The sequence below is a fragment of the Vibrio agarivorans genome (assembly GCF_030409635.1).
GTDB lineage: Bacteria > Pseudomonadota > Gammaproteobacteria > Enterobacterales > Vibrionaceae > Vibrio > Vibrio agarivorans.
On sequence record NZ_JAUFQF010000004.1, the window covers coordinates 83,161 to 109,340 of the forward strand.

Consider the following 26,180-nt stretch of genomic DNA (forward strand, 5'->3'; position numbering starts at 1 on the left):
AAAGCTCAACAATGAACAATACAAAGCGTATAGAAATATTAAAAAGACTCAGAGACGATAATCCAAATCCACAAACAGAGCTCAATTGGTCCACCCCTTTTGAGCTGCTGATTGCCGTCCTGCTGTCTGCCCAAGCCACTGATGTCAGCGTCAACAAGGCAACAGACAAGCTATACCCTGTTGCAAACACACCGCAAGGCATACTCGATCTTGGTGTTGAAGGCTTAACGGAGTACATCAAAACCATTGGTCTTTTTAACTCTAAAGCGAAAAACACCATCAAGACTTGTCAGATCTTGATAGAAAAACATAATGGCGAAGTACCGGTAGATAGAGCCGCGCTAGAAGCACTACCCGGTGTTGGGCGCAAGACAGCGAATGTCGTGCTAAACACCGCATTTGGCTGGCCAACCATTGCTGTCGACACCCACATTTATCGCGTATCAAACCGCACTAAGTTTGCCATGGGTAAAACCGTCGACGATGTAGAAGAAAAGCTACTCAAGGTTGTTCCAAAAGAGTTTAAGCTCGATGTGCACCACTGGCTGATTCTGCATGGGCGCTACACGTGTATCGCGAGAAAGCCACGCTGTGGTAGCTGCCTCATTGAGGATCTCTGTGAGTACCGCGAAAAGACGGAAGTTTAGGTCACTTCGGCAGGTATGATCTCTCGTACCTGCCTCTGTTCAAATTGCTCAGCTAAGCTTGAAAAATGACAGGTCTTCTTTTTGCTGATTGGCTAATTGAGCCAGTTCAGACGAGGATTGCTGAGTTTGAACCACCGCACTGACATTTAGATTCACTAAATCTACGATAGTACTCGCTCTTTCAGATACCTCTTTCGTCACTGCCAGCTGCTCCTGAGACGAATTGGCAACCGATGCATTGATTTCCGATAGCGAAGCAACCGAAGCTTGTATATCACTAAACGCAACCTCAACCGCACTCGTTAATACAACCGAGTTTTCGATCATCTCCTTATTCTGCTGCATATTGCTATTCGCAACATCTGCTTGCTGCTGAAAACTAGCAATCATGTCTCGGATGCGCTGTGTTGACTGCTGAGTTTTTGCTGCAAGGTTTCTCACTTCATCAGCAACCACAGCAAAACCACGACCTTGTTGGCCTGCTCTAGCCGCTTCGATTGCAGCATTTAGAGCTAAAAGGTTGGTTTGTTCAGAGATTTGATTAATAACATCGACAACCTCCTCAATATTTTGTGTTTCATTTTTCAGCTTTTGTAAAACCTCTGTAGTGATGTAGATCGAACGTTCGATGTTATTGGTTAAATCGACTGAACTTTGCAGCTGTAAGCTTCCTTCTTGCACGCTATCCGCTGCTTTAACCGCCGCAGATTCTGCATTCACTGTATTGCCTACCATTTCACCCACCGTTGCAGACAGCTGCGCCAGTGCAGTATTAACACTCTCTAATTGCACCTTCTCCTGCTCTGCATTTTTCGCTGTTTCTGCCATAACGCAGGAGAGTTCTTCAGCGGCAGCGGCAACATTATTTGCCACTCCGTGTGTGCTATTAAGCAATTCATGCTGGCGATTCGCCATTTGAGTTAGTGAAGCGAACACGCCCGTTGCTTTAGTAGAATCTGTTTCGAACTTTCTAAATTCACCCGATGCCATTTGGTGTAAGTACTGTGAAATGACTTCAGGCTCGGCACCTAGTAAACGCGTAATCGATGTAACAATTTTATATGACAACAAGGCAAACGCACTAAAGCCAAACACTACGTAAAGTACTCTTATCACATTGTATTTATCTTCGGCAGTTAGCGCTTGGTGATGAATGTCATCCACAACATCTAACTGGAGATCAATCAATGCATCGATACTTAAGCTCAGTGCATCAACATCCTGATAGGTGGCGATAATGAGATCGCGTAGATTCAAACGCTCAGCTTGAAGGCTCGACTGCCTAGATTGCAGTTGACTGACTACGTTAAACAAGTGCTGCTGTGTCGTCTCTGCAAGTCTTTGCTCATCGGCTGTCAGAACATTTTGCACATAGTTATTCCATTGGCTATTCGCCTGTTCGATAGTTTGATCTATCTGTTTGAAAACAGTACCAAGGTTTTGCTCATCCGCTAAATACGCTTTGTTTAACGCATCAATAACATTGACCGCATAGGCGTCTGAAATTCCTTTAAGCTGAGCTAGAGGAATTGCGCGCTCATTCTGAATTGACTCTATATGTGCGATGAGTCGTTGCGACTGGAGGAAACTGGAAATGCTTGCCCCAATGAGAAGAAGAATAGCCACAAGACTAATGAGTGAAATTTTTTGAGAAACTCTCATGATTTACCACAGTGTACGCACGAGATTGTGCGAATGAATGTTCAGTATTGATTTTAGGTGGTGCATCCTAGAGAAAGCCTCACAGGCTGTCTCTAGTCAAAATCATGAATTGACTTAATCAATCGATATTGGCATGACTATATTGTTTCAAAATATAAAAATCCCGCAGCTATCAAGATAACTGCGGGATTTCTTATTCTAGCTAAAGGTCAAATTATAGGAATTTCGCTTTAGTCACTTCTTTGATTGCTGATAGTACGAACGTTGGTACTGCTGCAACAAAGATGATTGAGATTAGGTGACTGAACTCAATCGCTTCTGTGCTGAAGACTAACTGACCGAAGCCTGTGTATACAACACCTAGAGACAGGATAGCTGATACTGCTACTGCACCTAGTAGGTAGTGGTTCGTGAACGGGTTCTTACGGTAAATCGTTGTGAACGTACGTGCATCGAACAAGCTCCAAAGCTGAGCAAAGATAAGTGTCAAGAATGCCACTGTCTGTGCGTATTGAGCGCTGTAACCATCACCTAGAGCGATAGAGAATGTCACGAAACTCAAACCACCTAGTGCTAGACCACGAGTTAGGATTCGTGCACCTAAGCCGTCAGAGAAGAAGCCTTCGTTACGTTTACGCGGTTTGCGTTCCATCAGGTCATTTTCTTCTGGTTCAACACCAAGTGCTAGTGCCGGAAGACCATCTGAAACCAGGTTAACCCATAGAATCATTAGTGGTGTTAGAGGCAGTACAACCTCAGGGCCCATGATTAGGAATGCAAACAAGATTACCGATACTTCACCAACGTTTGCTGTCAGAGCCTGACGGATAAACTTACGTAGGTTATCGAAGATTTGACGACCTTGACGTACCGCTTTAACGATTGTGCTGAAGTTGTCATCAAGAAGAATAAGGTCACCAGAGTCTTTAGCTACTGATGTACCCGTGATACCCATTGCAACACCGATATCCGCACGACGTAGTGCTGGAGCATCGTTTACGCCGTCACCCGTCATAGAAGCAACTTCGTTGTTCTCTTGCTGAGCTTTTACGATACGTAGTTTGTGCTCAGGCGTTACACGAGCAAACACTGCAACTTTAGGACAGATAGCGCGCAGCTTCTCTTCGTCCATTTGGTCAAGCTCTGCACCCGTTACAACAAGGTCTTCTTCGCTACGGATAATACCGATTTCACGTGCGATAGCGGCTGCTGTCACTGCGTGGTCGCCTGTAATCATTACTGTGCGAACACCAGCGTTGTAACAGCTGTCAACTGCATGACGTACTTCTGGGCGTGGTGGATCCATGATGCCATAGATACCAAGGATGCTGACATCTTTTTCAAGCTCAGGGAAGTCTAGCTCTAGCTCTTCTTCTTTCAGTTCACGGAAACCAACCGCTAGGGTACGCAGTGCATCACCACCAAAGTTTTGGATCGCTGCTTCAAAGTTAGTTTGTAGCTCTTGAGCTTGAGCAGTATCTACCGCCAAGTTACCTGCTGCGATAGCCGTTGCTGTTGGTACATAACCACCATCAACCATAAAGCTTGTTGAGTTACGTAGTACAACATCTGGCGCACCTTTCAGTGCTAGGAAGTGCTTACCTTGTGGGTCACGTACGATCACTGATGCCATTTTACGACCAGAATCGAACGGGAACTTCTTAACGATAGAGTAGCCGCCAGTGCTCAGCATTTCAGCTTGCTTCAGACCTGCTTTAGCTGCTGCAACAATAAGAGCGCCCTCTGTTGGGTTGCCACGAACCGTCCAGTTGCCTTTGTCGTTAACATATTCTGCATCGTTACACAGCGTTGCAACGACTAGACCTTGCATCATAGCTGGGCTATTTGTTGCTTCTACGTCATGACCTTTCGCGATGAATTCGCCTTGAGGATCAAAACCTTTACCAGAAACATCCCAGTAACGACCTGATACGTCATACGCTTTCATTACCTGCATTTGGTTTTGAGTTAGCGTACCCGTTTTATCTGAACAGATAACGGTAGTAGAACCAAGCGTTTCGATTGCTGCTAGCTGTTTTGCCAGCGCATTGCTCTTAACCATCTTGGTTGAACCCATCGTCAATACGATAGTTACAACAGTTGGAAGACCTTCAGGGATTGCCGCAACAGATAGAGAAATACCAGTAGTTAGGATCTCTAGCCATGGCATACCGTGGTAAAGACCGATTGCACATACGATAGCTACAACTACAAGAGCAACAACCAATAGTGCCAAAGCGATGGTGTCCATACGCTCTTGCATCGGTGTCTTTGTCTCTTCAGTCTGGTTCATCATATCCGCGATATGACCAACCTCTGTTTCCATACCCGTGCTTGTTACAACGGCAAGACCTGTACCTGTTGTTACGATAGTAGTCATGAAGCCCATGTTCTTCTGGTCGCCCAGACCCACAGTTTCGTCTTCGATAACTTCACACTGTTTGTTGACTGGTTCAGACTCACCCGTTAGAGCGGCTTCGTCTACTGTCAATCGGTTTGACTCGATGATACGAACATCGGCTGGAAGGATGTCACCAGTATTGATTTTGATGATATCGCCAGGAACTAGCGTTTTCGCCGGTACACTGATCCATTTACCATCACGCATCACTTCTGCTTCTGGCGCCGCCATTTCTTTTAGCGCTTCCATACCTTTCTGAGCTTTAAACTCTTGCCAGAAAGCAATACCAGTGTTGATAAGAATGATAACCGCGATAGCGATTGCATCAATTGCGTGGCCAGTGAACCATGAAACAAGAGCACCAACCGCTAGGATAAAGATTAGGGGATTTTTATACTGATGAATGTACAGTTCCCATGCTGTCGCTGACTCTTGTGCAGTCAATTCGTTTGCACCGTGCTTCTCTAAACGAGCTTGTGCTTCAGCAGTTGATAGACCTGTAGTTTGTTCAGTGTCCAGAGTTTTAAGAACCTCTGAACCTTGTTGTGTAAACCATTTACTCGTCATTTTGAGTACTCCACATTAACATCCGACTCCCTGGACTAAATGTAATAAAATAATACTTATAGTTTCTATTCCAAAATATACCTCAAACCACTTAGTGCATAACTACTCGGTTTGAGGTTGTAAAAAAACTATATATCAACGCACCTTAAATTGGCAAAGTTTGACGGTTCACACAAAATCAACATTTGACAACTACAGGCGGCAACCACGAAGAAATACTACACAAACAAAAATAAACCAAGAATGAAACAATTTATTTCAACTAATTGAATTTAAATGAATTTACTAAAAAATGTGACTTTGGTTTAAATTCGTAAAAACCATAAGAAATTAGCTCTTTTATCGAAAATTCCTTATTATCGAAGTGAAACATCGGAATAACCATTATTTTTATAATGTCTATGAGGCGGAATCATAAATTGAGAAAATGAAAACAAGGTCATATAACAACCAAACCTTCATCAAACACCCCTATTGCTATCACTTTTTCTCATGGTAGCTCTTAAAGAAATCAGAGAATTTGATAATAATTTACCGCATTGCCTTAGCGAAATTTTATGCACTCACTGACTCGTGGCAGCCCAAAACTCAACTTCTACCTCACCAAAAACCTCAGAAAACCACCTCTCAATTAGTCATACAAATACACGAATTATGTGGAACACAAAAATAGGAACTTACGTGGGAAACACGAATGAATAAGCGTATTAGTTTATCAAATCAATAATTTAATATTATGTTACTTGCGATACTGACCAGGATATAGTGATATACCCTAAAGGCGAGTGGCTTAAAGCGCTTCGAACATCATCAGCGCTTGTTTATCAAACACACACTCAGCACTACACTAATTACAAACATCTGGGAGCAATAACTATGGCAAACGGCCGCTTACTTCATACTATGCTACGCGTTGGTAACCTTGAGCGCTCAATTGAGTTTTATACAAAAGTGATGGGCATGGAACTGCTTCGTCAACATGAGAACGAAGAGTACAAATACACGCTTGCCTTCGTCGGCTACGGTGATGAATCAAATGGTGCAGTAATTGAGCTGACCTACAACTGGGGTACGTCAGAGTACGACCTAGGTAGTGCATTCGGTCACATTGCGATTGGCGTTGATGATATCTACTCAACTTGTGACGCTATCAAAGCAGTGGGTGGCAACGTAACGCGTGAGCCTGGTCCAGTGAAAGGTGGTTCTACTGAAATTGCCTTTGTTAAAGACCCAGATGGCTACATGATTGAGCTTATTCAAAACTCTCAAGGTGAGGCTGGCCTAGAAGGCTAATCCGCACAATCTAATAATTTGGATGAGTAAGGCTCTGACTGCACACGTAGTCAGAGCCTTTTGTTTGTTAGATTTGCGTGCGACCCAACGAGATCACAACACGTCGGTTTTTGTCTTTTCCGATTGGTGATGCATTGTCAGCTATCGGACGACGGTCTCCATAACCTTGAACTTGTATTCGATGCTCTGGCAGTCCGAGCGACTCAAAATAGTCTCGTAACACTTTTGCACGCTTATCAGAGAGGCTCTGGCTCACGCTCCTAACCTCTTCACTATCGGTATAAGTGGAGACGAGGACCAAATCAATGTCTTGGTTGTGACGAATATACTCCGCAATTTGCTCAAGGCGCTGTAAAGAGGCTTTGTTCAAGCTGACACTATCGCGGTCATAATGCAGAATCGTGAATGAAATATCTTCAAAACTATAGGGCAGCAGGTTGGCGACACAATCGCTAAAAACACCAAACTTAGCATTAAAGCTCACCGGAGAGAGTGCTACTTCTATATATTGATCGCGGCTCTGCCAGTCTTGGTAACTAAAGGTAGGAAAACGCCCTTTTTCTAGTTCACTCAATATGCCCCATGCAGCTTGGCCACCAACATAACCATCAAACTGTTTAAAAAACTGCACGTTCGCAACACGGTCAGCACGATCTCCAGGTTGCCAACTGGCTGGCATCGAGACCAAACTCACCTCTCGTGTCTCTCCCATCGGGCGGCGCATTTTCAACTCAAAATCTAGGTTGATACGTTTACTCGCGCGCGATGAGAACTCCGCATCACCATAATTCGGGATCGGATGAACCATACGACACTCGAGAGGGGTATTCGCCACCATCTCCCATGTCGACTGCTCGGGTGTCGAGACATATTTCTTTCCTGCCGCCTCTACCTGCATCGCAGATATTGCCATGACTACAGGTAAGCTGCAGCGCAGAACAAACTTCATTAACCAACCTTATCTATTATCTGTCTGGCCTAATAAGCAAATAAGGACAGACTTTGCCGCTTTAGCAATTCTACGCGTTAATATGCAATTTTCTAGCCAAAGTACAGAAACCTTAGGCTGTTCAATTAAAATACACTGCTTACAGTAAGTTACTATCACATTGCTCCTCTAGGCCTGATTCATTGTTCGTTACATGTGAAAACTTATTCAGAAATGTTGGAGAATCTGCAATAATGCAACGCCTTAACAGAACAATCGATTTGATATGAGTGTAGAAAACGAAGCATTGACGCTAAAAAAGCGCTTTAGAGGTTATTTTCCCGTTGTTATTGACGTTGAAACAGCTGGATTTAACGCTAAAACTGACGCACTGCTCGAAATTTGCGCAGTCACCTTAAAGATGGATGACGAGGGCAACCTACACCCGGCATCGACAATTCACTTCCACATTGAGCCTTTCGAAGGCGCAAATCTTGAAAAAGAAGCGCTCGAGTTCAACGGCATTCGTGACCCATTTAGTCCACTACGTGGAGCGGTTTCGGAAATGGAAGCGTTAAAGGAGATCTATAAGCTTGTGCGCAAAGAGCAAAAAGCCGCTGATTGCAGCCGTGCCATTATGGTGGCTCATAACGCTCAATTTGACCACAGCTTTGTGATGGCAGCCAGTGAGCGCTGCAAACTAAAAAGAGTCCCTTTCCACCCTTTTGCCACCTTTGATACGGCAACACTGAGTGGGCTAGCGTATGGGCAGACCGTACTAGCAAAAGCCTGTAAAGTGGCAGGGATGGATTTTGACAATAAGGAAGCACACTCAGCACTTTACGATACACAAAAAACTGCTGAGCTGTATTGTGGCATCGTCAACAAGTGGAAAGCACTTGGTGGCTGGCCACTCATTGATGAACAATAATAAACACAACACGAGAATAATATGAATCCAGTTGTAATTTCAGTTTGTATCATGCTAGCTCTGGCATTGATGCGCGTTAATGTCGTGGTTGCATTAACATTCAGTGCCATCGTTGGTGGCCTTGTTGCAGGCATGAGCTTAAATGACACCGTAGCAGCATTTGAAAGCGGACTTGGTGGCGGTGCGACAATCGCATTGAGCTACGCAATGCTTGGTGCCTTTGCTGTTGCTATCTCTCGCTCAGGTTTAACTGACCTCCTCGCACAAAGCGTGATTAAGAAGATTCATGGTAAAGAAAATGGCGCTGCATCAACAGGCCTTAAGTACCTTGTATTGGTTGCTTTGATTCTTGTTACTATGTCATCTCAAAATGTGATTCCAGTCCATATCGCCTTTATTCCAATCTTGATTCCACCTCTATTAGGCGTTTTTGCAAAACTAAAACTCGATCGTCGCTTGATTGCTTGTGTATTGACTTTTGGCCTGGTGACACCATACATGGTTTTACCGATTGGTTTTGGTGGTATCTTCCTGAACAATATTCTGCTGACTAACCTGAGTAATAATGGCCTAGAAGGCATTTCAGCAAGCCAAGTACCAATGGCAATGCTGTTGCCAGCGGCAGGTATGCTATTTGGCCTATTAACGGCTATCTTCTTTAGTTACCGCAAGCCACGCGAATACAAAGAGACCGAGCTGACTCACGTTGAAGAGAGCGCAACTGCGATCAACAAGAAGAACATCATTGTCGCTTTCGTTGCTATTGCAGCAACTCTAACTGTGCAACTCTCAACGGGCTCGATGGTGATTGGTGCCCTCGCAGGTTTCATGGTGTTTACGTTTGGTGGCGTTATTGCTTGGAAAGATACCCAAGACGTTTTCACCCGCGGTGTGATGATGATGGCAATGATTGGCTTTATCATGATTGCAGCAGCGGGCTTTGCCGCAGTAATGAAGCAAACAGGTGGGGTTGAAACCCTGGTTGAAGCACTGTCTACTTCGATTGGTGATAACAAACCACTGGCTGCTCTACTTATGCTGATTGTGGGTCTGTTAGTCACAATGGGCATCGGTTCTTCGTTCTCTACGATCCCTATCATCGCGACTATTTATGTACCACTTGCGCTTGCCTTTGGTTTCTCACCAATGGCAACAATTGCTCTAGTCGGTACGGCAGCAGCTCTGGGTGACGCAGGCTCACCAGCATCTGACTCAACATTAGGCCCAACATCTGGCCTTAATGCCGATGGCCAACACGAGCACATTTGGGAAACGGTAGTACCAACGTTCTTGCACTACAACCTGCCGCTGATTGCTTTCGGTTGGTTAGCAGCAATGGTTCTCTAGTCGTTAGCGTGCTTCTCAAACGACAAACACAAAAAAGGCTTGGGTATCCAAGCCTTTTTTATATCTCGTTGAGCTAGATTACCAGCCTGTCACTTCTCGCAGTGCAGAGCCGATATCCGCTAGACTTTTCACTGTGCGAACACCCGCTGATTCTAGAGCTGCAAATTTTTCATCCGCAGTTCCTTTACCACCTGAGATAATCGCTCCCGCATGGCCCATACGCTTACCAGGAGGCGCAGTGACACCCGCAATATAAGAGACAACAGGCTTAGTCACATTCTCTTTGATAAAGGCTGCCGCTTCTTCTTCAGCTGTGCCGCCGATCTCGCCGATCATCACGATCGCTTCTGTTTTCGGATCGTCTTGGAACAACTGCAGGATATCGATAAAGTTTGAACCAGGAATTGGGTCACCACCGATACCTACACAGGTTGATTGACCAAAGCCTTCATCCGTTGTTTGCTTAACCGCTTCATAGGTCAGTGTGCCTGAGCGTGAAACAATACCCACTTTGCCCTTTTTATGGATGTGACCTGGCATGATACCGATTTTACACTCATCAGGTGTGATCACACCCGGACAGTTAGGGCCAATCATACGTGCGCCTGTCTCTTCCAGTTTCACCTTCACATCGATCATGTCGATAGTTGGGATACCTTCAGTGATGGTCACAATAAGCTCAATGCCCGCATCGATAGCTTCTAGGATGGCATCTTTACAGAATGGCGCTGGTACATAGATAACCGTTGCAGTTGCGCCTGTTACTTCAACCGCTTCACGTACTGTGTTAAACACAGGCAGGCCTAGGTGTTCTTGACCACCTTTACCAGGAGAAACACCACCTACAAGCTGCGTGCCATAAGCGAGAGCTTGCTCAGAGTGAAACGTGCCTTGACCACCAGTGAAACCTTGGCAGATAACCTTTGTATCTTTATTAATTAGTACAGACATTATTTGCCCTCCGCAGCTGCAACAACTTTCTGCGCAGCATCGGTTAAAGATTCTGCTGCAATGATATCAAGACCTGAAGTCGCTAAAACGTCTCGACCGAGATCGGCGTTGGTTCCTTCAAGGCGCACAACAACCGGAACGGTAACACCCACCTCTTTAACTGCTCCGATGATGCCTTCAGCAATCATGTCACAACGAACAATACCGCCAAAGATATTCACCAATACCGCTTTAACGTTGTCATCAGACAAGATGATTTTGAAAGCTTCCGCGACACGCTCTTTAGTTGCGCCGCCACCGACATCAAGGAAGTTAGCTGGCTTACCGCCGTGTAGGTTAACAATATCCATCGTGCCCATCGCAAGACCTGCACCGTTAACCATACAGCCAACGTTGCCATCAAGTGCGACGTAGTTCAGTTCCCACTGTGCAGCATGTGCTTCGCGCTCATCTTCTTGTGAAGGATCATGCATCTCACGCAGTTTAGGCTGACGATAAAGAGCATTAGAGTCGATATTGATTTTACCATCGAGACAAAGAAGATTACCCTCACCAGTAATAACCAATGGGTTAATTTCAAGTAGCGCTAAGTCGTATTGATTGAACATTTGACCTAGGCCCATGAAGATTTTCACGAACTGTTTGATTTGGTCACCAGCAAGACCAAGCTTAAATGCCAGCTCACGGCCTTGGTAGGCTTGTGGGCCGACAAGCGGGTCGATAGCGGCTTTGTGAATAAGCTCAGGCGTCTCTTCAGCCACCTTCTCAATTTCAACACCACCTTCAGTAGAAGCCATGAACACCACTTTGCGCGTTGCTCGGTCTACCACTGCCCCCAAGTAAAGTTCATTAGCAATATTTGATGCTTCTTCAACAAGAATTTTCGTAACAGGCTGACCATTTGCATCTGTTTGATACGTCACTAGGTTTTTACCTAGCCACTTTTGCGCAAACTCTTTAACACCGTCTTTTGTATCGTGCAGTTCTACACCGCCGGCTTTACCACGTCCACCAGCGTGAACCTGACATTTGACGACTTTCTTTGCCGTTGAGATACGGCCTGCAGCTTCAAAGGCTTCTTGTGGTGTATCACATGCGTAACCTTCAGGCACAGGCAAACCGAATTCTGCAAACAGCTGTTTGGCTTGATATTCATGCAAATTCATTTCGATATTCCGTTTGTTTTCCCTTAGGGTTCCCTAGGGATTTATTATTTCCATGATGACAACGTACATTGTTCATCTGTAGGGTCTTCTCAAATAAACGACTGATTTCATAGGCAATGAACTCAGACTTTCAAGTGAAGGCCAAACGTTGAGCTAGTCTAGCCTTAGCTAAAAATAACGTCTAGCTGAGAGGTGCAGCTAGACGTTTTAGCGATATTAAACGTCTAATAACAGACGCGCTGGATCTTCAAGTAACTCTTTAATGGTCACCAAGAAGCCCACTGATTCTCTACCATCGATCAAGCGGTGATCGTATGACAGGGCAAGATACATCATCGGTAGAATCTCAACCTTGCCATCAACCGCCATTGGACGGTCTTGGATTTTGTGCATTCCCAAAATGGCAGATTGTGGTGGGTTGATGATTGGCGTCGACATCAAGGAGCCGAATACACCGCCATTAGTGATGGTGAAGTTACCGCCCATCAATTCATCCACCGTAAGCTTGCCGTCACGACCTTTGATCGCCAGCTCTTTGATGCCCTTTTCAATATCAGCAAAACCAAGCGTATCGCAGTCTTTTAGTACGGGAGTCACAAGGCCGCGAGGGGTTGAGACTGCCATGCTGATATCAAAGTAGTTGTGGTAAACAATATCGTCACCGTCAATCGACGCATTGACTTCAGGGTAACGCTTAAGCGCTTCTGTTACAGCTTTAACGTAGAAAGACATGAAGCCCAAGCGTGTGCCATGACGTTCTTCAAATTGGTCTTTGTACTGCTTGCGAAGATCCATAATCGGCTTCATGTTGACTTCATTGAATGTCGTCAACATCGCCGTATTGTTCTTCGCCTCCAACAGACGATTTGCCACTGTTTTACGCAAGCGAGTCATTGGGACACGCTTCTGGCTACGTGCCGTTGCTGGGGCTTCTTGGGCAGTCGGAGCTTCCGCTTTAGCTTTCTCAGCGTTAGCAAGGTGTGCTTCGATGTCTTCGCGTGTAATGCGGCCACCGACACCCGTGCCTTTTACTTGATTCGCTTCAAAACCATGCTCACCAAGCAAGCGACGAACCGCAGGGCTAAGCGCATCGTTAGACTCATCAGACAATGTTGCCTTATGACGCTTGTCTGGAGAAGCTTCAGTATCTTCTGTGGTATCCGTTGTCGGCTCACCCGCGACGGCACCTGGCTTAAGCTTCGCAATCAATTGCTTAGAAAGAACCGTTGCTCCTTCTTCTTCGATAATCGCTTCAAGAACACCCGCCTCAGGCGCAGGCACTTCTAGAACCACTTTATCGGTTTCAATATCTACAAGAACTTCATCACGCTCTACAGCTTCACCCGGTTTTTTATGCCATGTTGCAACCGTTGCATCGGCGACTGATTCAGGTAAATCTGGAACCAGAATTTCAATTGTCATATTTGTTTCTTCCTTTAATTTCTAGTTCTTAATCCGAAGATTTTGAGTTAACGGTCAGAGCGTCTTCAATTAACGCTTTCTGTTGCTTCAAGTGCACTGACATATAGCCGACGGCTGGTGAGGCTGAAGCAGGGCGACCCGCATATTTCAAATCTGCGCCACTTGGGATGGCTGCGCGGAAATTATGTTGACTACAGTACCAAGCACCTTGGTTTTGAGGCTCTTCTTGGCACCAAACGAAATCTTCAACATTGGAGTATTGGCCAATCGCGGCTTGTACTTCTTCCATTGGGAATGGGTAAAGCTGTTCGATACGTACAATGGCGACATCTTCTTGCTCATTAGAACGACGCTGCTCAAGCAGGTCGTAATACACTTTACCTGAACAGAAAACCACGCGTTTTACTTTACTGGCATCAAGAGTATCCACTTCTGGAATAGCCGCTTGGAATGTACCTTCAGCAAGTTCTTCCAATGAGGAAGTACATAACGGATGACGTAGTAAGGACTTTGGCGACATAACAATCAATGGGCGACGCATCGGGCGCACCACTTGACGTCGTAGCATGTGGTAAACCTGTGCTGGCGTAGAAGGCACAACCACTTGCATATTTTGCTCTGCGCAAAGTTGCAAGTAACGCTCTAAGCGTGCTGAGGAGTGCTCTGGCCCCTGCCCTTCATAACCATGTGGTAAAAGCATGGTTAAACCACACAAGCGAGCCCACTTTTGCTCACCAGAGGAGATGAACTGGTCAATCACAACTTGAGCACCATTGGCAAAATCACCGAATTGAGCTTCCCAAATCGTTAAACCACTTGGCTCTGCGGTGGCGTAGCCGTATTCAAATGCCAACACCGCTTCTTCTGACAACACCGAGTCAAAGACTTGGAAAGGCCCTTGCTTATCGTGAATGTTGGCCAGAGGCATGTAAGTGCTTGCATCGTTTTGATTGTGTAGAACGGAATGGCGATGGAAGAAAGTACCACGACCAGAATCCTGACCAGAGATACGGATACGCTTGTTGTCATCCACCAGCGTTGCGTAAGCGAGCGTTTCTGCCATACCCCAATCGATAGCTTTCTCACCAGACATCATCGCACTGCGGTCGTTGTAGAGTTTGTTAACTCGACTTTGCAGCTTGTGACTTTCCGGGTATTGGCACAGCTTGTTACCAAGCTCTACAAGGCGCTCCATACCATACTGGCTTTCCCAAGGCGTATCCCAGTCATGACCAATATAAGGAGACCAGTCTACCGAATGGAGAGCCATTGGGCGCCACTCTTTCACAACGACTTCACCGCGATCTAGGGCATCACGATATTCGTTGATCAATTGCGTCGCAAACTCAATATCGTATTCATTACGTTCAATCAGAACGTCTGCATACAGTTTACGTGGCGTTGGGTGCTTTTTGATTTTTTGGTACATCAAAGGCTGAGTCGCATTTGGCTCATCCGCTTCGTTGTGACCGTGGCGACGGTAACACACCAAATCAATCACAACATCACGACGGAATTCGTTACGGTAATCGAGGGCGATACGCGTAACAAAAGCCACCGCTTCGGGGTCGTCAGCATTGACGTGGAAAATCGGTGCCTGCACCATTTTCGCAATATCGGTACAGTACATCGTCGAGCGGGTATCACGAGGGTTAGACGTAGTAAAGCCAACCTGGTTATTGACGACGATACGAACCGTACCACCCACCTGGAAACCTCGTGCACAAGACATGTTGAATGTCTCAGCCACAACACCTTGACCTGCAATCGCAGAGTCACCATGAATCGTAATTGGAAGCACTGTACTGCCGTTTTTGTCACCCAAGCGGTCTTGGCGCGCACGGACAGAGCCGATAACCACAGGATTAACGATTTCTAGGTGCGATGGGTTGAAGGCCAACGCTAAGTGAATATCGCCATTTGGCGTCGCAAAATCAGCTGAGAAACCTTGGTGGTACTTAACATCACCTGTACCCCATGTTTCATCATGCTTACCAGCAAATTCATCAAACAAGTCTTGTGGCTTCTTACCCAACACATTAACTAACATGTTTAAGCGACCACGGTGAGCCATGCCAATGACCACTTCGCGCATCCCGGTTTTTCCGGCATGTCGAATCAGTTCTTTCGTCATTGGAATGAGAGCATCGCCCCCCTCTAGAGAGAAACGCTTTGCGCCTGGGAATTTAGCACCTAGATAGCGCTCTAGCCCTTCTGCGGCTGTTAACTCCTCTAAAAAGGTTCGCTTTTCCTCTGAGTCAAATGAGGGTTGACCTACAACAGACTCTAAACGCTGCTGAATCCAACGCTTTTGCTCTGTATCTGTCATGTGCATGTATTCTGCACCAATCGAACCACAATAGGTTTTCTTGAGTGCGGAATAGATGTCTCTCAACTTCATGGTTTCTTGACCAATAGCAAAAGAACCTACATTAAAGGTTTCTTCTAAGTCGTCTTCATTGAGAGAGTGGAAGGCTGGATCGAGTTCAGCCACAGGAGGGCGCTGCCACAGACCTAGTGGGTCAAGAGCGGCGGCTTCGTGCCCGCGAAAGCGGTACGCGTTAATTAATTGCAGAACTTTTACTTGTTTCGCATCGACATCAGGATCACTAACTTGGACATTGTAATGCTTTGTTTCTTGAGCGAGTCGTCGGAAGTAGTCGCGGACACGTGAATGAGGCTGTTCAGCGGCCTCCTCTTTCAGAGCGGGTAGCTCCTCAAATACACGTTTCCACTCCTCACTTACCTGTTCGGGGTCACTTAGATACAGTTCGTAGAGTTCCTCTACGTAAGTTGCATTGGCGCCAGCCAAGTGTGAAGACTCGAGCCATGCCTTCATCACGCCGTTGTGCATATTTTCCCTTAACCAGTAGTTTTCACGTTTGCTTCGGTCTTTGCCGAGCTAATCACGGCTGACTCTGTAGAGGAGCCAGCCAATTTTTGTTCATTATTAAATCGAACGATTCACCAGCATAGTCTTAATATGACCAATGGCTTTCGTTGGATTTAGTCCCTTAGGACAAACACTTACACAATTCATGATGCCATGGCAACGAAAAACGCTAAATGCGTCGTCTAGATCGGACAAACGTTCATCAGTTGCAGTATCTCGGCTATCAATTAGCCAACGATACGCCGCGAGTAGACCCGCTGGGCCAATAAACTTGTCAGGATTCCACCAGAACGAAGGACAGGATGTAGTACAACATGCACACATAATACATTCGTAAAGGCCATCTAGGTGCGCACGCTCATCAGGTGACTGTAAGTTCTCTCGCGAAGGCGGCTGAGCACCCTCATCGATAAGGAAAGGCTTCACCTTGGCATAGTTGTCATAAAACTGGGTCATGTCGACAATGAGATCGCGCACCACTGGCAAACCCGGTAACGGACGAATCACTAATTTATCCCCTTCTAGCGCTGACAGAGGGGTAATACATGCAAGGCCATTTTTACCGTTCATATTGAGGCCATCTGAGCCACAAACACCTTCACGACATGAGCGACGGAATGAGATCGAAGGGTCTTGCTCTTTGAGTAGAATAAGCGCATCCAACACCATCATGTCAGAGCCTTCTTCCACTTCGAGTACATAGTCCTTCATGTAAGGTTTGCTATCCACATCAGGGTTATAGCGATATAAAGAGAAGTTCAGTTTCATAGTCTATCCTCCTCTAGTAAGTACGTACTTTCGGCGGGAACGCGTCACGATGAACAGGAGTCATATTGACATCACGCTTGCTCATCTGCTCCGTTTCCGGATTATAGATTGAGTGACATAACCATTTTTCATCATCACGCTCTGGGAAGTCAAAACGAGCATGAGCGCCACGGCTTTCTGTACGATAGTTAGCCGCAACCGCAGTAGAAAAGGCTGTCTCCATTAGGTTATCCAACTCCAAACACTCGATGCGCTGCGTGTTGAACTCTGTCGACTTGTCAGCGAGGTGTGCATTTTGCAGACGTTCACGAATCTCTTTAAGCTCGTCGAGGCCTGTTGCCATTGCATCACCCTCACGGAATACAGAGAAGCTGTTTTGCATGCACTGTTGAAGGTCTTTACGGATTTGCACTGGGTCTTCACCACCCGTGCTATTTTCCCAACGCATTGTTCGAGCAAGTGATGCTTCGATATCAGACTCAGTGGCTGGTCGAGCTTCCGCTTGCGCTGCCAACGTCTCACCAAGGTGTAAACCTGTTGCTCGGCCAAATACCACCAAGTCGAGTAACGAGTTACCACCGAGACGATTCGCGCCGTGTACAGATACCGATGCAATTTCACCACAAGCAAACAGGCCTTGAACCTCAACATCAGCGCCGTCAGCCGTCTGCTTAATCGCTTGACCAGACACTTGAGTTGGCACTCCCCCCATCATGTAGTGACAGGTCGGGATCACTGGAATTGGCTCTTTCACCGGGTCAACGTGAGCGAACGTTCGAGATAGCTCACAGATGCCAGGCAGTCGAGACTCGAGGACATCTTTACCTAGGTGGTCGAGTTTCAGTTTAATGTGTGGGCCCCAAGGACCATCGCATCCGCGACCCTCGCGAATTTCAATCATCATTGAACGCGCAACCACATCTCGACCTGCAAGGTCTTTAGCATTTGGCGCATAGCGCTCCATGAAGCGCTCACCATCTTTATTGAGCAGATAACCACCTTCACCACGACAACCTTCTGTCACAAGCACACCTGCGCCTGCAATACCTGTCGGGTGGAACTGCCACATTTCCATGTCTTGCATTGGCACACCTGCGCGTAACGCCATGCCAACACCGTCACCTGTATTGATGTGGGCATTCGTCGTTGATGCATAAATTCGCCCAGCTCCGCCTGTCGCAAGAATGGTGGCTTTAGATTTGAAATAGCAGATTTCACCGGTTTCCATGCACAGCGCAGTACAACCCATCACAGCGCCATCTTGGTTTTTCACCAAATCTAACGCGTACCACTCAGAGAAGATGGTGGTTTTGTGCTTAACGTTCTGTTGATAAAGCGTGTGAAGAAGGGCATGACCGGTACGGTCCGCCGCGGCTGCAGTTCGAGCCGCCTGCTCACCACCAAACTCTTTTGATTGGCCACCAAATGGGCGCTGATAAATACTACCGTCGTCAAAGCGCGAGAAAGGTAGACCCATTTTCTCAAGTTCAATGACCGACTCTGGGCCATTTTTACACATGTATTCGATCGCGTTCTGGTCACCGATGTAGTCAGACCCTTTCACCGTGTCGTACATGTGCCATTGCCAATTGTCTTTATGTGAGTTACCCAAAGCAACCGTAATACCACCCTGCGCAGACACCGTATGCGAACGCGTTGGAAATACTTTAGAAAGCAGAGCACAGCTCAGTCCCTGCTCAGAAATTTGCAATGCGGCACGCATACCCGCACCACCTGCGCCGATTACTACGGCATCGAATTCTCTTACTGGAATAGACACTTACACACCCCACAAAATAAACAGACCAGAAAACAGGTAACCAAAAAGCACAGCGATAATTCCTAGCTGTAGGCCACCCCGCAGTTTTGCGCACTTGATGTAGTCAGTAAGAACTTGCCACAGTCCTATCCAAGCATGAATAAGCACTGAAACGAGCGCGAGCATGGTAAACACCTTGGTTAAGGTGCCACCAAAAAACTCAGTCCAATCAAGGTAGGAAATGTCGCCAGCGAACATGAAAAAGGCAACAATGTAGATTGTGTATAAGGTCATGATAATGGCTGAGGCACGAATCAATACAAAATCGTGTACGCCATTGCGACCAAAAGATGAAACATGTTTTACCATACCAATACTCCTGCTAGGAGTGAGAGAACACCAGTGACAGCAAACGACACTTTGGCCGTCAGTGCACCTGACTCAAGCTCCTCAAAATAACCGAGATCCATTATCAAATGGCGAATACCACCTACGATGTGATAGGCCAATGCGGTCAAAATGCCCCAAAGGATCAATTTGACGAAAAACCCATCTACGATATCGGAGGCTTGCATGAATCCGACTGGAGATTGTAATGATGTGGATAGCAACCATAGCAGTATCCCTACCGCGACAAACGTAATCACTCCTGACACTCGGTGCAGGATTGAAGCGATTGCAGTGATGGGAAAGCGTATAGTCTGCAAGTCTAAATTAACTGGTCTTGACTTTCTTTCTTTCACGGGCTTGCTCACTTAGCTCTGTTGTTAAGCTTTATCGTTATCTTACGATTTGTTCGACCAAAGCGCTTAAAATTAACATTTGCTAAACAAAACACCTGTTTTCACAGGTTAATTTTTTATGACAAATGGACAATTTATTACTTCAAGGCACAAATTATATCTATGCTTATCGCCTTGATATGTATGGGCTAAGGATAAATCAACGTCGCCAATATACGACTGGCAACATTGTATTACAATTGGTGTAACAAATTTTGCTACATGGCACAGATTTTTAACCAATTTGATATAAAAAATCGTAACAAGTGCACACATCAGCGGAGAAAAATTGACTTTACTGCTCAAGACACGTAAAAAAATGGCACATAAACATCCTGGATGGATTAAATAATAAACAAAGGAGATTGTTATGGCGGATAAGAATGCGATCCTTCATATTGAGGGAAAAGCACCGATCGAGCTACCGATTATGGATGGATCTATCGGTCCTCAAGTAGTCGATGTTCGTAAACTAGGAGCAAGTGGCTACTTCACTTTTGACCCTGGTTTCCTTGCTACAGCATCTTGTGAGTCCCAAATAACTTACATCGACGGCGGAAAAGGCGTGCTATTGCACCGCGGCTTCCCTATCGACCAGTTAGCCAATAACGCTGATTATTTAGAAGTTTGTTACATCCTTCTTTACGGCGAAGCCCCTACCCGAGAGCAATACGAACAATTCAAGGTGACTGTCACTCGTCATACGATGGTCCACGAGCAAATCGCAAGCTTCTTCCACGGCTTCCGTCGTGATGCTCACCCAATGGCAGTCATGTGTGGTGTTGTAGGCGCATTAGCGGCGTTCTACCACGACTCACTAGACATCAACAACGATGAACACCGTGAGATTGCAGCATACCGTCTGCTGTCAAAAATGCCGACTTTGGCAGCGATGTGTTACAAATACTCTATCGGTCAACCTTTCATTTACCCTCGCAACGACCTAACGTACGCAGAAAACTTCCTGCACATGATGTTTGCAAACCCATGTGAAGAGTATGAAGTTAACCCTGTCGTAGCGCGTGCAATGGATAAGATTTTCACCCTACACGCTGACCACGAACAAAACGCTTCTACATCGACAGTCCGTCTTGCTGGTTCTTCGGGCGCTAACCCATTTGCTTGTATTGCAGCGGGTATCGCTTCACTTTGGGGCCCAGCTCACGGTGGTGCGAACGAGGCGTGTTTGCGCATGTTGGAAGAGATCGGCAGCGTCGATAAGATTCCAGAGTATGTAGAACGTGCGAAGGACAAAGATGACCCATTCCGTCTGATGGGCTTTGGTCACCGTGTGTACAAAAACTATGACCCTCGTGCAACGGTAATGCGTGAAGCATGTCATGAGGTACTTAGCGAGCTTAACATCAAAGATCCACTGCTTGATGTTGCTATGGAACTTGAGCGTATCGCGCTTTCAGATGAGTACTTCGTTGAGAAGAAACTTTATCCGAACGTAGATTTCTACTCTGGCATCATTCTGAAGGCGATTGGCATTCCTGTTTCGATGTTCACTGTTATCTTTGCTATGTCGCGCACTATCGGTTGGATTGCCCACTGGAATGAAATGCACAGTGATCCAGGCAACCGTATTGGACGCCCACGTCAGCTTTATACTGGTCAAGAGCAGCGTGACTTCCGCCCAATTCATGAGCGTGAATAATCATCTTTGGTGATACATAACGACCTAAATGACAAAAGGCTTGAACCATAGGTTCAAGCCTTTTTAGTTTTCTATTCGAATGACTCTAAACCGGATTGTCGATGTCGACAAATTCAACTTCAAAGCCATACTCTTGCGCTAACCATTCACCGAGTGCTTTGATACCATAGCGCTCAGTTGCATGATGACCCGCGGCAAAATAGTGAATGTCTTGCTCTCGTGCCGAGTAGGTTGTGCGCTCTGAGATTTCACCAGAGATAAAAGCGTCTAAGCCATTTTGCGCAGCAAGTTCAATATAGTCTTGGCCACCACCTGTACACCATCCCACAGTTTCAATCAGCTTATTAGCATCGTCTGGCGCAATGTGTAGCGGAGCACGATTCAATACATGTGCAATTTTTTCAGCAAACTCCTGTCCTGTCATCGGCTGCGCCAGTCGACCGAACATTGCCACTGATTGAGGGTGTCCTTCTAGACCCCCTTTCACTGTAATCTCCAGCAGTCGAGCAAGTTCAGCGTTGTTACCTAGCTCTGGGTGAATATCTAATGGTAAGTGGTAGCCCAATAAGTTGATATCGTTTTTGATCAAGGTACGGATACGCTTGCCTTTCATGCCACGAATAGGCTCGGGCTCACCTTTCCAAAAGTAACCATGATGAACGAGCAATGCGTCTGCGTTCAACTCAACTGCTCGATCTATCAACGCCTGAGAAGCTGTTACACCAGTGACAATACGTTTTATCTCGGATTTACCCTCAACCTGAAGACCATTCGGCGCATAGTCTTTAATTAGCTGCGGCGATAGTTTTTCATTAAGTCGCTTTTCAAGCTCGAGAATATTCATGTACATGTTCGCGTCCATTTAGATTGCTTTTGGCAAAGTGTATTCCAAGCCGTATAGTGATGCTAGCGATTAGAGTCAGATCAGGAAAACAAGGATGAATCAGCTTACACGCTTTCGCGATTGGATCTATCATGCCCCCTCTCTGTTTGAAGAGCGTGAGCCTTTTATCTGTTTTAAAGATGTCGACCAGCCGAATTACCCAATAGATGACTATCAGGGAAACCCTCGACTTGGGTTTATTTATCAACACTTGTGTACCGAACTCATCACACAGTCTAGACAATATGATGTAGTGTTAGAGGAAGTGCAGATCAATGATCAACATGGAAAGACACTGGGTGCCATTGACTTGATCATACGTGACAATATCACTGGGTTAAACGAGCACTGGGAAGTCGCTATCAAGTTCTACCTGCTACACGATGGCACTTGGTTTGGCCCCAACGCCCACGATCAGCTGGATAAAAAGCTGGAACGAATGCTCAACCACCAGCTCAAAATGAGTCACACGCCGCAATTTAGGCATTTACATCCAGCATTATCCCCGATGACAGAGCGTCTACTACTCCAGGGAAGGCTTTACACCAACCCGTTTAACAATGAGCTTACCCCAACAAGCTGTCTCGGTTTCAACCTGAACCAAAGCCAAATATGCGGTCATTGGTGTTATCAACATCAATTTGACCTGATAAAAGAAACTCTGTTTGAAATTGAGAAAGTCGATTGGGCAGCAGGGGGAACGCTAGCTAAAAGGCCACTAACCCAGCCAACTGGAAGGTTTACCCACGCTCAATCACAGAGCGGGCAGTTTTGGTTTATCGTCGAAAATGACTGGCCAAACAATCAATAAGTTAAAAATGAGCAAAAAAAAGGGTTAAAGCTCTCACTTCAACCCTTCCATTTCTATCTCGCTTGAGTTTTTACAACCCAGCCTCAGCAAATACCTGATTCACAATCTCTTGTGCTTCTGCTTCGATTTGCTTCAAGTGCTCTTCGCCTTTAAAGCTCTCGCAGTAGATCTTATAGATATCTTCTGTACCTGATGGACGAGCAGCAAACCAACCATTTTCTGTTGTTACTTTCAGGCCACCAATTGCAGCACCATTACCTGGAGCATGCGTTAGGCGCGCTGTAATCGCATCACCAGCCAGTGTTTCAGCAGAAACCATCTCTGGAGACAGCTTCTTCAAAACGTCTTTTTGTGGGCCATTTGCAACTGCTTGGATGCGATTGTATTTTGACTCACCATGCTTAGCCGCAAGCTCTTCATAGTACTCTTGAGGGTTCTTACCTGTGACTGCTGTGATTTCTGCCGCAAGTAGACAAAGAATGATGCCATCTTTATCTGTTGACCACGGTGTGCCATCTTTACGCAGGAATGAAGCACCTGCACTCTCTTCACCGCCGAAGCCAAACTGACCAGAGTAAAGGCCATCAACAAACCATTTGAAGCCCACTGGCACTTCGCATAGTTCACGACCTAAGTCAGCAACCACACGGTCAATCAAAGCACTTGAAACCAGTGTTTTACCCACGGCTACATCTTTCGCCCAACCTTCACGATGACGGTAAAGGTAATCAATACAAACCGCGAGGAAGTGGTTAGGGTTCATCAAGCCTTTAGGCGTAACGATGCCGTGACGGTCGTAATCTGGGTCATTACCGAACGCAAGATCGTATTCATCTTTCAGTGCCAATAGACCCGCCATTGCGTATGGTGAAGAACAATCCATACGTACAACACCATCTTTATCCAACGACATAAATTGGAAACTTGGATCAATCGCTTCGCTTACCAAAGTTAAATCTAGGTTGTAAGCCGTTGCGATTTGACGCCAGTAATCAATGCCACTGCCGCCTAATGGGTCAACACCAATTTTTAACTTCGCGTTTTGAATCGCTTCCATGTTGATCACATTGGTTAGATCTGCAACATAAGGTGCAACAAGGTCTTTCTCTACGAACAAATCAGACGCTTTTGCGTCTGCAAGTTTCATGCGCTTAACGCCTTGTAGACCTTCAGCAATCAATTGATTGGCGCGATCTTCAATCGCTTGTGTCAACTCACCTTCCGCAGGACCGCCGTGCACTGGGTTGTATTTGATACCACCATCTTGCGGTGGATTATGAGATGGTGTGATCACGATACCATCTGCTTTATCTGCATTGACAAGGTTATGTGTCAGTATCGCGTGAGAAACACCAGGCGTTGGTGTGTAGCCGTTGTCGGCTTGTGCGATAACTTGTACGCCATTGGCAACAAGTACTTCTACTACACTTGAGAATGCAGGCTCTGACAATGCGTGAGTGTCTTTACCAACAAAAATCGGACCCTTGGTACCGTGCTCAGCGCGCACTTCAGCCACTGCTTGCGCGATCGCAAGGATATGATTTTCATTGAAGGTTGATTTGTCTGCCGTACCACGGTGACCAGAAGTACCAAATTGCACTTTGTGCTCTGAGTTTGATGCTTCAGGTTGTAATAAGTAGTAGTTTGAAACTAGGGCAGGAATATTGTGCAGGTCTTGTTGTTGCGCCTTTTGTCCCGCACGAGGGTGCATAGCCATTTTGACATCCTTTCTTTAATAACGAAAAAACAAAAAACCTCATAATACTGATGTTTATCATCGTATTATGAGGTTTGTGTCCAATTTCTTTAAATTGATAAGGTGACTTTCTCAATCAAGTCTGAAGGGAAGCTCATTCTCACCATCAACTGTTCGACCATCTGGCGTTTACGGCTGGTGTTATTATTGGTGATGACCCAAAACGGTGTGTTGGGAATCGCCTTAGGCTTGGTTGTTTTGCCCCCTTCAAGCAAAGTCTGCTCGTTATCGGCAAAGTAGACGCGCTTGCGACCTTTCACTTGCATCGCTTCCGAGAAGTCTGCTGGATTGAGAGTGTACAGCGTTGACAGAACTAACATAAAACGGTCGATGGCTTTTTTCAGGCCGGCAAATTCATCTGATATTAGCAGTGAACGCATCTCTTTGATGCTGTCTACACCGTTTACGCGACCAGCATCTTTGCTGACTACGATACCTTGTGGCTGCTCTACCGGCTCTGCTGCTGCCTGCACGACCGGCGCAGGTTGTTGTCCCTCATCCACTTTCAGTAAACGGCGTAATATATCTGACGCACTCTCACCGATGTGTTGGGTTTGGCTAGCAATGTAGCGGTAAAGATCCTCATCAACCTCAATTGTTTTCATTCGCTTTTCACAATCTCAATGTTTAAACTCTGGGGAATTATACCCAAGTCACCCCAAGATGCTAGGGATGATCCTGTAAATAACACCATCATAAAAAGAAAACTATGCCTAAATTGCTCAACCATAAAATTCAAGGAAATGGTGCCCCTCTGATCCTTCTCCACGGCCTGTTTGGTAGCTTAGACAATCTTGGTCTGCTTGCGAGAGGCTTGGAACAAGAGTATCAAGTGATCAGTGTTGATCTACGAAATCATGGTCGATCGTTTCATTGCGACAACCACAGTTACGACTCAATGGCCGACGATGTTATCGCACTACTCGATCACTTAGCGATCGAGCACTGTATTGTGATTGGGCACTCGATGGGTGGCAAGGTCGCCATGAAGTTAGCCGATCGTTGCCGCGACAGAGTGACTCAGCTCGTCGTTATGGACATGGCTCCGGTTGCCTATCAAACCCATCGCCATGACAATGTCTTTAGTGGTCTTCAAGCAGTGCTTGAGTATCAACCTACTACGCGTAAGCAAGCGATTGATATTCTCGCTCAACACATAGAAATCGACGGTGTTCGTCAGTTCCTTTCAAAATCGATGGTCAATCATCAAGGTGTCATCCAGTGGCGATTCAATGTTCCTACCCTACTTAATCAATACCAAAGCATTGTCGGTTGGCAGGAGGGAGGCCCATTCTTGGCTCCAACGCTCTTTATAAAAGGGGCGAACTCTGACTACATCGCACCACAGCACCAAGCCGCGATTCAACGACAGTTTCCTCATGCTAAAGCCCACATTATTGCAAACACTGGGCACTGGCTACATGCTGAAAAACCCGCTGAAACCCTGCGAGCCATCAACAAGTTTTTAGACAAAAATCGATGAGATTTCTCATTACTGTCAATCTTTGATTGTTAAACAGCAATCATTAACTTTATCCGATAACAGTGGTATA

The 26,180-nt window shown here is 46.0% G+C and carries 20 protein-coding genes and 1 pseudogene; 7 read left to right on the forward strand and 14 right to left on the reverse strand.

Features of this window, described 5'->3' with window-relative positions:
* The first annotated feature begins 11 nt into the window (after positions 1–11).
* Positions 12–647, forward strand: coding sequence for an endonuclease III (gene nth / locus QWZ05_RS08780; RefSeq protein WP_290298009.1), 636 nt, complete (start codon positions 12–14; stop codon positions 645–647).
* A gap of 48 nt (positions 648–695) precedes the next feature.
* On the opposite strand, the gene QWZ05_RS08785 is transcribed toward nth, so the two are convergent.
* Positions 696–2,309: a methyl-accepting chemotaxis protein gene (locus QWZ05_RS08785; protein WP_290298011.1), complete on the reverse strand. Its 1,614-nt coding sequence runs from the start codon at positions 2,307–2,309 to the stop codon at positions 696–698.
* A gap of 214 nt (positions 2,310–2,523) precedes the next feature.
* The gene (locus tag QWZ05_RS08790; RefSeq protein WP_290298013.1) at positions 2,524–5,277 is read right to left on the reverse strand and encodes a cation-translocating P-type ATPase; all 2,754 of its coding nucleotides are present in this window, start codon (positions 5,275–5,277) and stop codon (positions 2,524–2,526) included.
* 876 nt (positions 5,278–6,153) lie between these two features.
* On the opposite strand from QWZ05_RS08790, the gene gloA reads away from it, so the two are divergent.
* Positions 6,154–6,570, forward strand: coding sequence for a lactoylglutathione lyase (gene gloA / locus QWZ05_RS08795; protein ID WP_264875053.1), 417 nt, complete (start codon positions 6,154–6,156; stop codon positions 6,568–6,570).
* Positions 6,571–6,637: 67 nt separating this feature from the next.
* Here the strand turns inward: gloA and motY are convergent.
* Positions 6,638–7,444: pseudogene (gene motY, locus QWZ05_RS08800) on the reverse strand (flagellar protein MotY); the annotation flags it as partial.
* A gap of 340 nt (positions 7,445–7,784) precedes the next feature.
* Here motY and rnt point away from each other — a divergent pair.
* Positions 7,785–8,429, forward strand: coding sequence for a ribonuclease T (gene rnt / locus QWZ05_RS08805; RefSeq protein ID WP_264875052.1), 645 nt, complete (start codon positions 7,785–7,787; stop codon positions 8,427–8,429).
* A gap of 21 nt (positions 8,430–8,450) precedes the next feature.
* Entirely contained in the window at positions 8,451–9,776 is a 1,326-nt protein-coding gene (locus tag QWZ05_RS08810) for a Na+/H+ antiporter family protein (protein WP_264875051.1), read from the forward strand.
* A 78-nt stretch (positions 9,777–9,854) separates the two neighbouring features.
* Here QWZ05_RS08810 and sucD read toward each other — a convergent pair whose 3' ends face one another.
* The 8 genes from sucD to sdhC all read right to left on the reverse strand — a co-directional run bounded on the left by sucD (position 9,855) and on the right by sdhC (position 19,490).
* The gene (gene sucD, locus QWZ05_RS08815; protein ID WP_264875050.1) at positions 9,855–10,727 is read right to left on the reverse strand and encodes a succinate--CoA ligase subunit alpha; all 873 of its coding nucleotides are present in this window, start codon (positions 10,725–10,727) and stop codon (positions 9,855–9,857) included.
* Positions 10,727–11,893 carry an ADP-forming succinate--CoA ligase subunit beta gene (sucC, locus tag QWZ05_RS08820; RefSeq protein ID WP_264875049.1) on the reverse strand — a complete coding sequence of 389 codons (1,167 nt, stop codon included), beginning with the start codon at positions 11,891–11,893 and terminating at the stop codon, positions 10,727–10,729. The genes sucD and sucC overlap by 1 nt, the downstream gene beginning before the upstream one ends.
* Positions 11,894–12,109: 216 nt before the next feature.
* A complete protein-coding gene (odhB, locus tag QWZ05_RS08825) occupies positions 12,110–13,315 on the reverse strand; it encodes a 2-oxoglutarate dehydrogenase complex dihydrolipoyllysine-residue succinyltransferase (protein WP_264875048.1) in 1,206 nt (401 codons plus the stop codon).
* Between the two features lie 28 nt (positions 13,316–13,343).
* The gene (gene sucA / locus QWZ05_RS08830; protein WP_264875047.1) at positions 13,344–16,169 is read right to left on the reverse strand and encodes a 2-oxoglutarate dehydrogenase E1 component; all 2,826 of its coding nucleotides are present in this window, start codon (positions 16,167–16,169) and stop codon (positions 13,344–13,346) included.
* A gap of 96 nt (positions 16,170–16,265) precedes the next feature.
* A complete protein-coding gene (locus tag QWZ05_RS08835) occupies positions 16,266–16,976 on the reverse strand; it encodes a succinate dehydrogenase iron-sulfur subunit (protein ID WP_264875046.1) in 711 nt (236 codons plus the stop codon).
* Positions 16,977–16,989: 13 nt separating this feature from the next.
* Positions 16,990–18,756: a succinate dehydrogenase flavoprotein subunit gene (gene sdhA / locus QWZ05_RS08840; protein ID WP_264875045.1), complete on the reverse strand. Its 1,767-nt coding sequence runs from the start codon at positions 18,754–18,756 to the stop codon at positions 16,990–16,992.
* Complete coding sequence (gene sdhD / locus QWZ05_RS08845; protein WP_290298019.1) at positions 18,757–19,104, reverse strand: succinate dehydrogenase, hydrophobic membrane anchor protein; 348 nt, start codon at positions 19,102–19,104, stop codon at positions 18,757–18,759.
* Positions 19,098–19,490, reverse strand: coding sequence for a succinate dehydrogenase cytochrome b556 subunit (gene sdhC, locus QWZ05_RS08850; RefSeq protein ID WP_264875043.1), 393 nt, complete (start codon positions 19,488–19,490; stop codon positions 19,098–19,100). Before sdhC ends, sdhD begins: the two co-directional genes overlap by 7 nt.
* A 397-nt stretch (positions 19,491–19,887) precedes the next feature.
* On the opposite strand from sdhC, the gene QWZ05_RS08855 reads away from it, so the two are divergent.
* Positions 19,888–21,177, forward strand: coding sequence for a citrate synthase (locus tag QWZ05_RS08855; protein ID WP_264875042.1), 1,290 nt, complete (start codon positions 19,888–19,890; stop codon positions 21,175–21,177).
* Positions 21,178–21,262: 85 nt separating this feature from the next.
* Here QWZ05_RS08855 and QWZ05_RS08860 read toward each other — a convergent pair whose 3' ends face one another.
* Complete coding sequence (locus QWZ05_RS08860; RefSeq protein WP_264875470.1) at positions 21,263–22,021, reverse strand: Nif3-like dinuclear metal center hexameric protein; 759 nt, start codon at positions 22,019–22,021, stop codon at positions 21,263–21,265.
* A gap of 94 nt (positions 22,022–22,115) precedes the next feature.
* On the opposite strand from QWZ05_RS08860, the gene QWZ05_RS08865 reads away from it, so the two are divergent.
* Entirely contained in the window at positions 22,116–22,871 is a 756-nt protein-coding gene (locus QWZ05_RS08865) for a DUF1853 family protein (protein WP_264875041.1), read from the forward strand.
* A 70-nt stretch (positions 22,872–22,941) separates the two neighbouring features.
* On the opposite strand, the gene pgm is transcribed toward QWZ05_RS08865, so the two are convergent.
* On the reverse strand, positions 22,942–24,588 hold the full coding sequence (gene pgm / locus QWZ05_RS08870; protein WP_264875040.1) for a phosphoglucomutase (alpha-D-glucose-1,6-bisphosphate-dependent): 1,647 nt from the start codon (positions 24,586–24,588) through the stop codon (positions 22,942–22,944).
* A gap of 89 nt (positions 24,589–24,677) precedes the next feature.
* Positions 24,678–25,232: a replication initiation negative regulator SeqA gene (seqA, locus tag QWZ05_RS08875; RefSeq protein WP_264875039.1), complete on the reverse strand. Its 555-nt coding sequence runs from the start codon at positions 25,230–25,232 to the stop codon at positions 24,678–24,680.
* A 104-nt stretch (positions 25,233–25,336) separates the two neighbouring features.
* Here seqA and QWZ05_RS08880 point away from each other — a divergent pair, with 104 nt between their 5' ends.
* Entirely contained in the window at positions 25,337–26,110 is a 774-nt protein-coding gene (locus QWZ05_RS08880; RefSeq protein WP_264875038.1) for an alpha/beta fold hydrolase, read from the forward strand.
* The last annotated feature ends 70 nt before the right edge of the window (positions 26,111–26,180 follow it).

What these genes read in the sequence shown, in the direction of transcription:
- nth (WP_290298009.1), top strand. Translation starts at nt 12, where the DNA reads ATGAACAATACAAAGCGTATAGAAATATTAAAAAGACTCAGAGACGAT.
- QWZ05_RS08785 (WP_290298011.1), bottom strand. Translation starts at nt 2,309, where the DNA reads ATGAGAGTTTCTCAAAAAATTTCACTCATTAGTCTTGTGGCTATTCTT.
- QWZ05_RS08790 (WP_290298013.1), bottom strand. Translation starts at nt 5,277, where the DNA reads ATGACGAGTAAATGGTTTACACAACAAGGTTCAGAGGTTCTTAAAACT.
- gloA (WP_264875053.1), top strand. Translation starts at nt 6,154, where the DNA reads ATGGCAAACGGCCGCTTACTTCATACTATGCTACGCGTTGGTAACCTT.
- rnt (WP_264875052.1), top strand. Translation starts at nt 7,785, where the DNA reads ATGAGTGTAGAAAACGAAGCATTGACGCTAAAAAAGCGCTTTAGAGGT.
- QWZ05_RS08810 (WP_264875051.1), top strand. Translation starts at nt 8,451, where the DNA reads ATGAATCCAGTTGTAATTTCAGTTTGTATCATGCTAGCTCTGGCATTG.
- sucD (WP_264875050.1), bottom strand. Translation starts at nt 10,727, where the DNA reads ATGTCTGTACTAATTAATAAAGATACAAAGGTTATCTGCCAAGGTTTC.
- sucC (WP_264875049.1), bottom strand. Translation starts at nt 11,893, where the DNA reads ATGAATTTGCATGAATATCAAGCCAAACAGCTGTTTGCAGAATTCGGT.
- odhB (WP_264875048.1), bottom strand. Translation starts at nt 13,315, where the DNA reads ATGACAATTGAAATTCTGGTTCCAGATTTACCTGAATCAGTCGCCGAT.
- sucA (WP_264875047.1), bottom strand. Translation starts at nt 16,169, where the DNA reads ATGCACAACGGCGTGATGAAGGCATGGCTCGAGTCTTCACACTTGGCT.
- QWZ05_RS08835 (WP_264875046.1), bottom strand. Translation starts at nt 16,976, where the DNA reads ATGAAACTGAACTTCTCTTTATATCGCTATAACCCTGATGTGGATAGC.
- sdhD (WP_290298019.1), bottom strand. Translation starts at nt 19,104, where the DNA reads ATGGTAAAACATGTTTCATCTTTTGGTCGCAATGGCGTACACGATTTT.
- QWZ05_RS08855 (WP_264875042.1), top strand. Translation starts at nt 19,888, where the DNA reads ATGGCGGATAAGAATGCGATCCTTCATATTGAGGGAAAAGCACCGATC.
- QWZ05_RS08860 (WP_264875470.1), bottom strand. Translation starts at nt 22,021, where the DNA reads ATGAATATTCTCGAGCTTGAAAAGCGACTTAATGAAAAACTATCGCCG.
- QWZ05_RS08865 (WP_264875041.1), top strand. Translation starts at nt 22,116, where the DNA reads ATGAATCAGCTTACACGCTTTCGCGATTGGATCTATCATGCCCCCTCT.
- pgm (WP_264875040.1), bottom strand. Translation starts at nt 24,588, where the DNA reads ATGGCTATGCACCCTCGTGCGGGACAAAAGGCGCAACAACAAGACCTG.
- seqA (WP_264875039.1), bottom strand. Translation starts at nt 25,232, where the DNA reads ATGAAAACAATTGAGGTTGATGAGGATCTTTACCGCTACATTGCTAGC.
- QWZ05_RS08880 (WP_264875038.1), top strand. Translation starts at nt 25,337, where the DNA reads ATGCCTAAATTGCTCAACCATAAAATTCAAGGAAATGGTGCCCCTCTG.